Here is a 14183-nt window from a genome sequence, read left to right on the forward strand (position 1 = left end):
ACGATTATCCCCTCAACCGGCGCTGAGATCGTAGAGCGCAACGTCATCGACGGTCGTCGCTCCGAAATTCGCCGCGACCCAGGCCGCGATCTGCGAGGAGGAGGAATCGGAATCCGAACCGCCGGGTCCGCCGCCGGTTCCCGATCCGATGTAGTAGTGGATCTGCCCCTCGGCGACAAGCTGCTGGAACTCCTCGAGGGTCGGTGAGGGATCCGTGCCGTTGAACCCGCCGATGGCCATCACAGGCTCCTCGAGCGCGAGCTGGTAGCCGGCAGCCTGATTCGCCCCGGTCGCCGCCGCGACCCAGGTGAAGTCGGAGGCATCCGCGGAGAGCAGTTCGGTGAGTTCGTCCGAGGGCTCGGAGCCGTTGAGCAGACCGCCCATGCCGCCTACCCCACCGCCGCCGGGGCCACCCGCGGCGCGTTCGGTGCCGTCCCCGGCGGTCGAGTTCCCACCGCCGGGGGCTCCCCCGCCGCCGGGCATGCCGCCTCCGCCACCGGGACCTCCGCCCATACCCGAGCTCGTGCCGGCGATGGTGACGATGGATCCCTGAGTGCTGCCGGCGATCGTCCGCACGGACAGCTGCGCCGGAATCGCTGCGCTGCCGAGGATGGCGACGGCCACGAGCACCGAGGCGAGCGCGCGGGTGGGTCTCCGGTGCGCGGTGACGATGAGGCACAGGCCGCCGAGGACGGCCACGATGAGCACGCCCCACCGCAGCCACCCGGGGATCCCGGACATCTCCGAGCTGATGATGAACTGCCAGGCACCGGTCAGCACCCAGGCCACCGCGAGGAGCAGTCGCCTGACGTAGCCGGGTCGGCTCAGCAGCACGGCCACACCGATGCCGATGACCACAGCGATCGCCGGAACGAGAGCCACGGTGTAGTACTCGTGGACGATTCCATTCATGTTCGAGAGCACCAGCCAGGTGACGACGAGCCAAGCGCCCCACATGAGCACTGCCGCGCCGAGGCTGCCGCTCCTGCCGTTGCCGTCTGCCGTCCTGCCATTGCCGTCTGTCGCCCTGTCGGTCACGCCGCCGGTCTCCCCGTCGGTCACCCGTTCCGTGACCGCGGTGCCGCCGCGACGACGGGCCACCTCGGCGAGGATGAGGAGGACGATCGTGACGAGGAGGAGAACGAGTGCGGTGGGCAGGAACCAGGAGACCTGCTGGCCGAAGCTGCCGGTGAACAGTCGGGTGATCCCTGTTTCGCCCCAGCCGCCTCCCTGACCGCCGCCACCGACGGAACCGGTCTCATTGCCGGTCAGTCGCCCGAAGCCGTTGTAGCCGAAGGTGAGTTCGAGGAATGAGTTCGTCTGGGAGCCGCCGACGTAGGGACGGCTGTCCGCGGGTGTGAGCTCGACGAGCGCGATCCACCATCCGGCGCTGACGACCATCGAGCCGATCGGCACGAGCAGCCACAGCAGACGCCTGACCCACGAGGTGCGGGCGAAGAGCACCCAGGCGGCGGCGAGGCCGGGCACGATGAGGAGGACCTGGAACTGCTTGGTCAGGAAGCCCAGGCCCAGGCACACTCCGGCGAGGACCAGCCATCCGGCTATGCGGAGTGCGGCTCGGTCATGCCTGCCGGCAGCGGTGCGCAGGGCGTGCTGGGTGGCCACGACGGCTCCGACCATGAGGGTCACGAGCAGCGCGTCCGGGTTGTTGAAGCGGAACATGAGTGCCACGACGGGAGAGAGGGCGAAGATCCCGGCCGCACCCAGGGCAGCGGCCCGCTCCAGGCCCGCTCCGAGGTGGCCGCGCAGCGCCAGCCTCGTCGAGTGGGCGATGAGAAGCACGGAGACTCCGGCGAGGAGCACCTCGGGCAGCAGCATCGAGAACGAGGAGAACCCGAAGACGCGGGCGCTCAATGCCATCAGCCACAGGGCGGCCGGGGGTTTGTCGACGGTGATCGCGTTCGCGGAGTCGAGAGAGCCGAAGAGGAACGCCTCCCAGTTCTCCGATCCTGCCTGGACAGCCGCGGCGTAGAACGAGTTCGCCCAGCCGTTCGCGCTGAGGTTGACGAGGAAAGCTGCCACGGTGCCGAGCGTGAGCACGGCCAGTACGACCGGGTACCAGTGCCGTCGCCATCCGGTGGCGTGTGTTTCGCTGCGAGTCTCAGACATGCTGCGTCTCCCCCTGTGCGGTCTGTGCGGTCTGTGTGGAGTCGGCGCTGTGTGTCCCCGCTCGGCGAGGAGCACGAGCGAACACCCAGGTGCGCATCAGGACGAACCGGACGATGGTGGCCGCGAGGTTCGCCGCCGTGAGTACGGCGAGCGTGGCGATGCTCGCCCACTCGCCGGTGAAACCGGCAGAGACGGCCAGACCCGCCGAGGTGAAGGCGAGGCACAGACCGAAGGCGGCGAACCCCTTGAGCTGGGAGACGAAACGGCGGTGCGGTGAGCGCACGCCGAAGGTGTGGCTGCGGTTGAGTGCCGTATTCATCACCGTCGAGATGAGCAGGGCACCGATATTGGCCACAGCCGGGGAGACCACCTGGATCCCGAACAGGAACAGCACCGCGTAGAGGAGGGTGCTGATGATTCCGACGTCGATGAAATGGAGGATCTGGGCTCCGGTGTTCGGGGCCGGCACCTCATGCCCGTCCCAGGGCCGGCCGCTGGTGCGCAGCCGTACGATCCCCTTGATGTCCTTCCACGCCGTGGCGACGACGTCGACGGAAGAGTCGGGATCGTCTGTCCAGTCGGTGCCGAACTCGTGGATCCGGTACCCGGCCCATTCGGCGCGGGCGAGCAGCTCGGTGTCGAAGAACCATTCCTCGTCCTCGACCTCGGGCAGCAGCTCCTGCGCCGCTCTTGCCGAGAGCGCCTTGAACCCGCACTGGGCGTCGCTGAATCCGACGCCGAGGCTGAACTTGAGCAGCCGGTTGTAGCAGCGGGAGATGATCTCGCGTTTGACCCCGCGGCTGACCTCCAGCCCGGGCAGCAGCCGGGAGGCGATCGCGACATCGGCCAGCCCCGAACGGATGACCTCGACCATCGGGTCGAGGACCCTGATGTCCGTGGCCAGATCCACATCCGTATAGGCGACCACCTCGGCGTTCGAGGCCCGCCACACCTGGGAGAGCGCGCGTCCGCGGCCCTTCTCCTCGAGTCGGACGTACTCGACGTTCGGATGTGTCGCTGCCAGCCTCGCCCCGATCTCGGGAGTCGAATCGGTGCTCGCATTGTCGGCGATGATGACCGTGACCTCGGTGGTGCGTCCGCTGTCCGCGGCGAGCAGGGTCTCGACGGAGGCGGCGAGGCCGGCCTCCTCGTTGTAGACCGGAACGACGAGGTCGACGGTCGTGGGCGGACGGGTGGCCGTGGATGCTGTCTGCGCCTCGGGCTCCTGCCAGGCGATGTTCTCGTGTCTCATGGACTCCACATTCCCGTCAGCGCTTAGGCCGGGCATGGGTCGAAGCTGTGGCCAGCCTGTGGACTGTGTCCGGCAGGCCCGAGTGTGGTTCCCGCTACACTGGGCACCATGCCACACGACGACTCCGAGCAGCCTGCGACACCACGCATCCGCGCCTCCGACAAGGACCGGGACGCCGTCCTGGCGGTGATCACCGAAGCCGTGAGCAATGGTCGACTCGATCCGGAGGAGACCGCCGAACGTCAGGACGAGGCGATCTCCGCGAAATACCTCGACGAACTCCTGCCCCTCATCCTCGACCTGCCCGAAGGTCATGAGCTCTGCCGCGATCTGCAGCGCCAGACCGGGGGCGGAACCACGGCCGGTGCCTCGCTGGTCCAGCGTTCCGGGCCCTCTCCCCTGGCCCCGCGAGCCGATCCGGGATCCGCGGCACCCGTCAACTCCGTGGCCATCATGTCCGGACGCGAGGTCGACGTGCCCGCAGGCACCGCCGAGGTGACCACCTACGCTCTCATGGGCGGGGACAACATCGACCTCTGCGAAGTCATGGGCCCCGGGGTGACGGTGTCGGTGACCTCGTACTCCATGTGGGGCGGCCACGACATCTATGTGCCGCCCGGTGTGCGCGTCCGCGACGACACCGTGAACATCATGGCCGGCAACGAGATCCGCCAATCGGCGAAGGGCGACGGTTCGAACGGGACTCTCGTCCTCAAGGGCGTGTCCCTCATGGCGGGTCACGATGTGCATCTGGCCAAGGGATACCGAGCGAAGGATCAGGGACAACTGGAATGAAGATAGGCGTACTCACCTCCGGCGGCGACTGCCCCGGACTCAATGCGGTCATCCGCGGGATCGTCCGCAAGGGAATCCGATCACATCACAACGAATTCGTCGGCATCCGCGACGGCTGGCGCGGACTGCTCACCGACGACATGTTCGAGATGTCGATGCTCGACGTCCGCGGCCTCTCCGGGCGCGGCGGCACGATCCTCGGCACCTCCCGGACACATCCCTACGAAGACGGCGGGCCGGAGCGGATGCGCACGGTGATGGCCGAGCACGGGATGGATGCGATCATCGCCATCGGCGGGGAGGGCACCCTCGCCGGTGCCTCCCGACTCGTCGACGAGGAGGGCCTGAACATCATCGGGGTCCCGAAGACCATCGACAACGACCTCGGCAACACCGACTACACCTTCGGCTTCGACACCGCCCAGTCCATCGCCACCGAAGCGATCGACCGTCTGCGCACCACGGCGGAGTCCCACCACCGCTGCATGGTCATCGAGGTGATGGGCCGCAACGTCGGCTGGATCGCCCTGCACTCGGGCATGGCCGCAGGCGCCCACGCGATCCTCATGCCGGAGTTCCCCGTCAGCTTCGACCAGATCGAGGAGTGGGTGACCTCTGCCCGGGATCGCGGCCGTGCACCCATCGTCGTCGTCGCCGAGGGGTTCATCCCCGAAGGACTCGACGAGCAGATCGCCGATGCCGGTGTCGACAACAAGGGCCGGACCCGCCTCGGCGGAATCGCGAACCTCCTGGCACCGAAGATCGAGGAGATCACCGGCATCGAATCGCGGGCCACGATACTGGGCCACCTGCAGCGAGGCGGCTCCCCCACCGCCTACGACCGCGTGCTCTCGACCCGGTTGGGGATGGCCGCCGCCGACCTCGCCGAGGCGGGACAGTGGGGGAAGATGGCCAGCCTCAAGGGCACGGAGATCGTCGCCGTGGAGATGGCCTCGGCAGTGGACAGCCTCAAATCCGTGCCGTTGGACCGGTGGGAAGAGGCGCAGGTCCTCTTCGGCTGAGGCCCCGGATGTGAGGGTTATAGGCCAGATTGTGTGTACAGGATAGGCTCCTTTCCCAGTAGGCAGTAGGGCACTACAGGGGTGAACATGCTCTGGAAGCATGTTCAGTGTCCAATCCCCGAAATCACCCCCACTGTGGTGTATGCGAAAACAGACTCGTCAAGAACGGTGAAACCAGCGCAGGCCGCACCCGATGGCGATGCAAACACTGCGGAGCCTCAACCACTCGAACCCGGACTGATATCACCAGGAAAGCCGAGTTCACCAGCTTCATCGACTGGCTCACGAGCACCCGCAGCAGAGGCGACTTCGCCACCAGCACACGCACGTTCAACAGACACACCCAGTGGTGCTGGAACGTGGCCCCCACCGTGTCGCCGACGGGTGAGATCCACGATCAGATCATGCTCGATGGCACCTACTTCAACGGGTGGTGCGTCCTCATCGCCCACACCGGCGAACACGTCATCGACTGGCAATGGTGCGACAGAGAGAAGAACGAGTCCTGGACCGCGCTCATCGAACGCATCCCCGCCCCCGTCGTCGCGATCGTTGATGGCAACGGGCCCCTGACAACGACGGTCAAACGTCTCTGGCCGACCACACGGATCCAACGCTGTCACTTCCATATCCGCCAAGGCGGACACCGACATCTCACCCGGCGTCCGGCCCTGCTAGCCAACAAAGAACTCCTCGCGATCTTCACCACCCTCAAGAACGTGACGACACTCGACGAGGCCGCTGCCTGGACGGGCGAGTTCGCCGCGTGGGAGGCGAAGTGGGAGACGTTCATCAAGCACCGCACGCGCCCCCAGGCGGGACTGGCCCGGCCCGCGCATGTCCGGCCGGGCCAGACCTGGTGGTATACGCATCAGCGCACACGCAAAGCCTGTCGACTCCTGGCCACTCTCATCAGTGGTGGCCACATATTCACCTGGCTGGAACTGGCCGACGAGGGTATGAGGATCGCGAAGACGACGAACGCGTTGGAGGGCGGCCCGAACAAGGCAATCAAGGACTTCCTGCGCATGCACAGGGGCCTGCCGATCGAGCATGCCAGACGGGGAGTCGATTGGTTGCTGTATCTGCGCACAGAGGCCGCGAGGGATCCTTGGGAGTTCGTGACTCCGGCTGCGTGGGAGAAGAAGCCTGCGCGCCGAGTCGCTCGCAATGAGTCCGGCCGTGCGGAGACCACGTCGTTGTACGGGACCTCGTTCAGCATCGAGGACGGTAACGGAATCCAGAAGGGGTGGGGTGGACGATCACGGTGAAACCACCTGGTTCAGCCGGGAAGACACGCCCTACCCATACACACATTGTGGCCTATAACCCGGATGTGAACCGGTGAATGACAAGAGGGGCACCCACCTGATGGCGGGTGCCCCTCTTGTCTGCCTAGCGGCTCAGCCTCAGCTGAACGCGCCGTAGTCGTAGTCCTCCAGCGGAATCGCGGAGCCGGAATCGGCGCCGATGCCCGCGTAGAAGTCGCCGTAGCTGTTGGTGAACATCTCGGCCTTGGCCTCTTCGGTCGGCTCCACCACGATGTTGCGGTGTGTCTGCAGGCCGGTGCCGGCAGGGATGAGCTTACCGAGGATGACGTTCTCCTTCAGACCCATGAGCGTATCCGACTTGCCTTCCATCGCGGCCTCGGTGAGGACGCGGGTGGTCTCCTGGAAGGACGCGGCGGACAGCCACGACTCGGTGGCCAGCGAAGCCTTCGTGATGCCCATCAGCTCGTCACGAGCCGATGCCGGCTGGCCGCCTTCGGCGACCACACGACGGTTCTCGGCCTGGTAGCGGCCACGGTCCACGAGCTCGCCGGGCAGCAGGTTCGTGTCGCCCGACTCGATCACGGTCACGCGACGCAGCATCTGCCGCACGATGACCTCGATGTGCTTGTCGTGGATGCCCACACCCTGCGAACGGTAGACCTTCTGAACCTCCTCGACGAGGAAGCGCTCAGCCTCACGACGACCACGGATGCGCAGCACCTGCTTCGGATCGACAGCACCGACGACCAGCTGCTCGCCGGCCTTGATGTGCTGCCCGTCCTCGACCATGAGTCGGGCACGCTTGGAGACTGCGTGCTCGATCTCTTCGCTGCCGTCATCGGGGGTGATGATGACGAAGCGGGTCTTGCGGCTGTCGTCGATCTTGGCCCGACCGGTCGCCTCGGCGATGGGGGCGAAGCCCTTCGGTGTGCGAGCCTCGAAGAGCTCGGTCACACGCGGCAGACCCTGGGTGATGTCACCCGAGGACGCCGCCGCACCGCCGGTGTGGAAGGTACGCATCGTCAGCTGGGTTCCCGGCTCACCGATCGACTGGGCAGCGACGGTGCCGATGGCCTCGCCGATGTCGACGAGCTTTCCGGTCGCCATCGAACGGCCGTAGTGCATGGCCGAGATCTGCGTATCGGAATCCGCGGTGAGCACCGAGTGGACCTTGAGGTCCTCGATGCCGGCGGCGACCAGCGTGTCGATCGTCGCGGCGGTGACGTCGGTCTTCGCCGGGACGATGACATTGCCATCGGCATCGGTGACGTCGGAGACCGTGAGACGACCGTAGAGGCTGGTCTCCGCATATTCGTGCGGAACCAGGTTGCCCTCGTGGTCGCGTTCGGCCGCCGGCAGGGTGATGCCCTTGTTGGTGTCGGCGTCGGCGGTGCGGATGATGACGTCCTGGGACACATCGACGAGACGACGGGTCAGGTAACCGGAGTCAGCGGTTCGCAGAGCCGTATCGGCCAGTCCCTTACGAGCACCGTGCGAGGCGATGAAGTACTCGAGCACCGCGAGGCCCTCACGGTAGTTCGAGACGATCGGACGCGGGATGATCTCACCCTTCGGGTTCGTCACCAGACCGCGCATACCGGCCAGCTGACGGACCTGCATCCAGTTACCGGAGGCACCGGACTCGACGAGGCGGAGCACGGAGTTCTCCGCAGGGAAGTTCGTCCGCATCACCTGGTCGACCTTCTCGGTCGTCTCGGTCCACAGCTTGACGAGCTCGTTGCGGCGCTCGTCATCGGTCAGGGCACCGAGTTCGTACTGCTGCTGGACCTTGGTGTCGATGGTCTCCGCCTCGGCGAGGATCTCCGTCTTCGCCTCGGGCGAGACGACATCGGACATCGCCACGGTGATTCCCGAGCGGGTGGCCCAGTGGAAGCCGCCGGCCTTGAAGTTGTCCAGCGTGTGGGCAACTTCGACCTTCGGGTACTCCTCCGCGAGGTGGTTGACGATCCGGCTCAGCGCCTTCTTGTCGATCGTGGAGTTGATGAAGGTGTAGTCGGCGGGCAGGTACTCGTTGAACTCGGCGCGGCCGAGGGTGGTCTGCACGTCGAGCGGATCGCCGGCCTGCCAGCCCTCGGGCACCTCGATGTCGGAGCCGGGAACAACGTTCTCCAGGCGGATCGTGATGACCGAACCGAGGTCCAGCTCACCGCGATCGAAGGCCATGACGGCCTCGCCCATGCCGGAGAAGGAACGTCCCTCGCCGGCCAGGCCCTTGCGCTCGGAGGTGAGGTGGTAGAGGCCGATGATCATGTCCTGTGAGGGCATGGTCACGGGCTTGCCGTCCGAGGGCTTGAGGATGTTGTTCGCCGAGAGCATGAGGATGCGGGCCTCGGCCTGCGCCTCGGGGCTCAGCGGCAGGTGCACGGCCATCTGGTCACCATCGAAGTCGGCGTTGAACGCCGAGCAGACGAGCGGGTGGAGCTGGATGGCCTTGCCCTCGATGAGCTGCGGCTCGAAGGCCTGGATGCCCAGACGGTGCAGGGTCGGCGCACGGTTGAGCAGCACCGGGTGTTCGGTGATGACCTCTTCGAGGACGTCCCACACCTGCGGGTGCTGACGCTCGACCATCCGCTTGGCCGACTTGATGTTCTGCGCATGGTTGAGATCGACCAGGCGCTTCATCACGAAGGGCTTGAACAGCTCGAGTGCCATGGTCTTGGGCAGACCGCACTGGTGCAGGCTCAGCTGCGGGCCGACGACGATGACCGAACGGCCCGAGTAGTCCACGCGCTTGCCGAGCAGGTTCTGACGGAACCGGCCCTGCTTGCCCTTGAGCATGTCGGACAGCGACTTCAGCGGACGGTTGCCCGGTCCGGTGACGGGGCGACCGCGGCGGCCGTTGTCGAACAGCGAGTCGACGGCTTCCTGGAGCATCCGCTTCTCGTTGTTGACGATGATCTCGGGAGCACCGAGGTCGAGCAGACGCTTGAGGCGGTTGTTGCGGTTGATCACACGACGGTAGAGGTCGTTGAGATCCGAGGTCGCGAAGCGGCCTCCGTCGAGCTGGACCATCGGGCGCAGCTCCGGCGGGATCACGGGAACGACGTCGAGGACCATGCCCTCGGGGTTGTTGTCCGTGGTCAGGAACGCGTTGACGACCTTGAGGCGCTTGAGCGCGCGGGTCTTGCGCTGTCCCTTGCCGGTGTTGATCAGCTCGCGCAGCTTCTCGGATTCGGCATCGAGGTCGAAGTCGAGCAGACGCTTCTGGATCGCCTCGGCGCCCATCGCTCCGGTGAAGTAGAGGCCGAAGCGGTGGAACATCTCGCGGTACAGGCTCTCATCGCCCTCGAGGTCGTTGACCTTGAGGTTCTTGAAGCGGTCCCACACCTGCTCGAGACGGTCGACCTCACGGTCGGCGTTCTTGCGGAGCTTGTCCATCTCCTTCTCGGCGACGTCGCGCAGCTTCTTCTTGGCCTGGGCGGTGCCGCCGTCGGCCTCGAGTGCTGCGAGATCCTCTTCGAGCTTCTTGGCCCGGCGGTCGATGTCGGCGTCCCGGCGGGTGCCGATCTGCTGCTTCTCGACATCGATCTTGTTCTGCAGGCTGGGCAGATCCCGGTGCCGGGAGTCCTCGTCGACCGAGGTGATCATGTAGGCGGCGAAGTAGATGACCTTCTCGAGGTCCTTCGGAGCCAGATCCAGCAGGTAGCCCAAGCGCGAGGGAACGCCCTTGAAGTACCAGATGTGGGTGACGGGAGCGGCGAGCTCGATGTGGCCCATGCGCTCACGGCGCACCTTGGCCCGGGTCACCTCGACGCCGCAGCGTTCGCAGATGATGCCCTTGAAGCGGACCCGCTTGTACTTGCCGCAGGCGCACTCCCAGTCCCGGGTGGGTCCGAAGATCTTCTCGCAGAAGAGTCCGTCCTTCTCCGGCTTCAGGGTGCGGTAGTTGATGGTCTCAGGCTTTTTCACCTCACCGTGTGACCAGCCGCGGATGGCTTCCGCGGTGGCAAGACCGATGCGCAGTTCATCAAAGAAATTGACGTCAGGCACGTAAATCCTCTTTCCTGGCGATGAACACCTCGTTCATCGCAAAGTTGTGTCGGTTGAAGTGGAAGTCCTCAGACTTCTTCTACGGTCTGGGCTTCGCGGCGGGAGAGGTCGATGCCGAGCTCTTCAGCTGCTCGGTAGACTTCGTCCTCCGAGTCACGCATGTTGACCTCGTCGCCGTCCGAAGACAGAACTTCGACGTTGAGGCACAGGGACTGCATCTCCTTGATGAGGACCTTGAACGATTCGGGGATTCCCGGATCGGGCAGGTTCTCGCCCTTGACGATGGCTTCGTAGACCTTGACACGGCCCGGAATGTCATCGGACTTGATCGTCAGCAGCTCCTGCAGCGTGTACGCAGCGCCGTAGGCCTCGAGGGCCCAGACTTCCATCTCACCGAAGCGCTGACCACCGAACTGCGCCTTACCACCGAGCGGCTGCTGGGTGATCATCGAGTACGGTCCGGTCGAACGCGCGTGGATCTTGTCGTCGACGAGGTGGTGGAGCTTGAGCATGTACATGTAGCCGACCGAGATCGGGTACGGGAACGGCTCACCGGAGCGACCGTCGAACAGCTGGGCCTTGCCCGAGGAGTCGATGAGACGATCCCCATCGCGGTTCGGGGTGGTCGAATCCAGCAGTCCGCGCAGCTCCTGCTCGTGCGCGCCGTCGAAGACCGGGGTCGCGAGGTTGGTGCCGGCACCCGCCTCACGGGCGGCGTCGGGCAGCTCGGCGGCCCATTCGGGGCTGCCTTCGATCTTCCAGCCCTGCTTCGAGATCCATCCGAGGTGGATCTCGAAGACCTGACCGATGTTCATACGACGGGGAACACCGTGCGGGTTGAGGATGACGTCGACAGGGGTTCCGTCGGCGAGGAACGGCATGTCCTCGACCGGCAGGATCGTCGAGATGACGCCCTTGTTGCCGTGACGGCCGGCCATCTTGTCGCCGATGGTGATCTTGCGCCGCTGGGCCACGTAGACGCGGACCATCTGGTTGACGCCGGGCGAGAGCTCGTCGTCCTCCTCACGGTCGAAGACGCGGACGCCGATGACGGTGCCGATCTCGCCGTGGGGCACGCGCAGCGAGGTGTCGCGGACCTCACGGGACTTCTCACCGAAGATCGCCCGCAGCAGGCGCTCCTCCGGGGTCAGCTCGGTCTCACCCTTCGGGGTGACCTTGCCGACGAGGATGTCGCCATCGGTGACCTCGGCGCCGATGCGGATGATGCCGCGATCGTCGAGGTCGGCCAGGGCGTCGGGCGAGATGTTCGGAATGTCCCGAGTGATCTCCTCGGCACCGAGCTTGGTGTCGCGAGCATCGACCTCGTGCTCCTCGATGTGGATCGAGGACAGGACGTCGTCCTGGACGAGTCGCTGGGAGAGGATGATCGCATCCTCGAAGTTGTAGCCTTCCCAGGACATGAACGCCACGAGGAGGTTCTTGCCCAGAGCCATCTCGCCGTTCTCGGTCGAGGGGCCGTCGGCGAGAACCGCACCGACCTCCACGCGATCGCCTTCGTCGACGAGGATGCGCTGGTTGTAGGAGGTGCCGTGGTTCGAACGCTTGAACTTCGCAGCCCGGTAGGTCTGCTGGGTTCCGTCGTCGGCGAGGACGGTGACGAAGTCGGCCGAGACCTCGGTGATGACACCGGGCTTCTCGGCGACGATGACGTCACCGGCGTCGACGGCGGCACGGTATTCCATGCCGGTGCCCACGACCGGAGCTTCGGACATCACCAGCGGCACAGCCTGACGCTGCATGTTCGCACCCATCAGGGCGCGGTTGGCGTCGTCGTGCTCGAGGAACGGAATCAGCGCCGAGGCGACCGAGACCATCTGACGTGCGGAGACGTCCATGAAGTCGATCGAGTCGTACTGGACCAGCTCGGCTTCGCCGCCGCCGCCCTTCGGACGGGCGAGGACCTCGACCTCGGCGAAGCGCTGCTCTTCGGTCAGCGGCGCGTTGGCCTGCGCGATGTTGAACTCGAGCTCGTCATCGGCGGTGAGGTACTGGGTGTCGTCGGTGACGACACCGTCGACGACCTTGCGGTAGGGCGTCTCGATGAAGCCGAACGGGTTGATCCGCGCATACGAGGCCAGCGAACCGATGAGACCGATGTTCGGACCCTCAGGGGTCTCGATCGGGCACATGCGTCCGTAGTGCGAGGGGTGGACGTCGCGGACTTCCATGGCGGCACGGTCACGGGAGAGACCGCCCGGTCCCAGAGCGGAGAGGCGACGCTTGTGGGTCAGACCCGCGAGCGGGTTGTTCTGATCCATGAACTGCGAGAGCTGCGAGGTGCCGAAGAACTCCTTGATCGCCGCCACCACGGGGCGGATGTTGATCAGGGTCTGCGGGGTGATCGCCTCGACGTCCTGGGTCGTCATGCGCTCACGCACGACGCGCTCCATGCGGGACAGACCGGTGCGGACCTGGTTCTCGATGAGCTCGCCGACCGCACGGATGCGGCGGTTGCCGAAGTGATCGATGTCATCGAGCTTGACGCTGAGCTCGATGTCCTCGCCGTCACGCACACCCTTCGAGGTGTCCACACCTGCGTGCAGGGACACGAGGTAGCGGATGGTCGCGACGATGTCGTCGGTGGCGAGCACCGAGTCCGAGAGCGGAGCGTCGACGCCCAGCTTGCGGTTGACCTTGTAGCGGCCGACCTTCGCCAGGTCATAGCGCTTGGGGTTGAAGTAGAGGTTGTTGAGCAGGTTGCGGGCCGCCTCGGCGGTCGCGGGCTCGGCGGGGCGCAGCTTCTTGTAGATGTCGAGCAGCGCTTCGTCCTGCGTGTTGACCGTGTCCTTGGCCATGGTCTCGCGGATCGACTCGAACTCGCCGAACTCCTCGAGGATCTTCGATTCGGTCCAGCCGAGGGCCTTGAGCAGGACGGTCACGGACTGCTTGCGCTTGCGGTCGAGGCGGACCCCGACCTGGTCGCGCTTGTCGACCTCGAACTCCAGCCAGGCACCGCGGGAGGGGATGATCTTCGCAGTGAAGATGTCCTTATCCGTGGTCTTGTCGACACTGGATTCGAAGTAGGCGCCGGGCGACCGGACCAGCTGGGAGACGACGACGCGCTCGGTGCCGTTGACGATGAACGTGCCCTTGTCCGTCATCAGCGGGAAGTCACCCATGAACACCGTCTGGCTCTTGATCTCGCCGGTGTTGTTGTTCATGAACTCGGCGGTCACGTAGAGCGGCGCCGAGTAGGTCATATCGCGTTCCTTGCACTCGTCGATCGAGTACTTGGGAGCCTCGAACCGGTGCTCCCGGAACGACAGCGACATAGATCCACCGAAGTCTTCGATCGGTGAGATCTCTTCGAAGATGTCCTCGAGTCCCGAGGTGGTGGCGACAGAGTCGTCTCCGACCTCGATGGCTTCGGCGACGCGGTCCTGCCACGCTTCCGATCCGATGAGCCAGTCGAAGCTGTCGGTCTGGAGACCGAGCAGATCGGGAACCTCGAGGGGTTCGCGAATCTTCGCGAAGGAGATTCTCTGTGGGGGGTTAGCGGTCCTGGTGTTGTCGTTGGCGGCGGCCAATGGGATCCTTCCGAGTGCTTCACCATTTGATACGTTGACTGCCCACTCGCCATCACATTCCCAGCCGTGGGTGTGTCGGGTTTCGACACTCGGCGACAACGTGGTTCACTTGAGTGGAATTGGCTTGCCCCCCGCTATATGAAGGCACGCCACA

At 65.4% G+C, this 14183-nt stretch carries 7 protein-coding genes; 3 read left to right on the top strand and 4 right to left on the bottom strand.

The features are described from left to right. Nucleotides 1–12 precede the first annotated feature (12 nt). Both CV023_RS14275 and CV023_RS14280 read right to left on the bottom strand, forming a co-directional pair. Complete coding sequence (locus CV023_RS14275) at nt 13–2130, bottom strand: ArnT family glycosyltransferase (protein WP_230746798.1); 2118 nt, start codon at nt 2128–2130, stop codon at nt 13–15. Next, nucleotides 2123–3382, bottom strand: coding sequence for a glycosyltransferase (locus CV023_RS14280; RefSeq protein WP_230746800.1), 1260 nt, complete (start codon nt 3380–3382; stop codon nt 2123–2125). Before CV023_RS14280 ends, CV023_RS14275 begins: the two co-directional genes overlap by 8 nt. 108 nt (nt 3383–3490) lie before the next feature. Here CV023_RS14280 and CV023_RS14285 point away from each other — a divergent pair, with 108 nt between their 5' ends. From CV023_RS14285 to CV023_RS14295, 3 genes are all read left to right on the top strand, one after another. Continuing rightward, nucleotides 3491–4177 carry a DUF1707 SHOCT-like domain-containing protein gene (locus tag CV023_RS14285; RefSeq protein ID WP_230746802.1) on the top strand — a complete coding sequence of 229 codons (687 nt, stop codon included), beginning with the start codon at nt 3491–3493 and terminating at the stop codon, nt 4175–4177. Continuing rightward, nucleotides 4174–5199, top strand: coding sequence for a 6-phosphofructokinase (locus CV023_RS14290; RefSeq protein WP_230746804.1), 1026 nt, complete (start codon nt 4174–4176; stop codon nt 5197–5199). The genes CV023_RS14285 and CV023_RS14290 overlap by 4 nt, the downstream gene beginning before the upstream one ends. Before the next feature lie 107 nt (nt 5200–5306). After that, nucleotides 5307–6470 carry an IS1249 family transposase gene (locus CV023_RS14295; RefSeq protein ID WP_230746805.1) on the top strand — a complete coding sequence of 388 codons (1164 nt, stop codon included), beginning with the start codon at nt 5307–5309 and terminating at the stop codon, nt 6468–6470. 138 nt (nt 6471–6608) lie between these two features. Here the strand turns inward: CV023_RS14295 and CV023_RS14300 are convergent, their stop codons facing one another. Both CV023_RS14300 and rpoB read right to left on the bottom strand, forming a co-directional pair. Beyond that, nucleotides 6609–10481 (bottom strand): DNA-directed RNA polymerase subunit beta', encoded by a 3873-nt coding sequence (locus CV023_RS14300; RefSeq protein ID WP_284934718.1) that lies wholly within the window; start codon nt 10479–10481, stop codon nt 6609–6611. Between the two features lie 68 nt (nt 10482–10549). After that, complete coding sequence (rpoB, locus tag CV023_RS14305) at nt 10550–14029, bottom strand: DNA-directed RNA polymerase subunit beta (protein ID WP_230746807.1); 3480 nt, start codon at nt 14027–14029, stop codon at nt 10550–10552. Nucleotides 14030–14183 lie beyond the last annotated feature (154 nt).

Origin of the sequence: Brevibacterium sp. CCUG 69071, from assembly GCF_021023135.1 — a bacterium.
GTDB lineage: Bacteria > Actinomycetota > Actinomycetes > Actinomycetales > Brevibacteriaceae > Brevibacterium.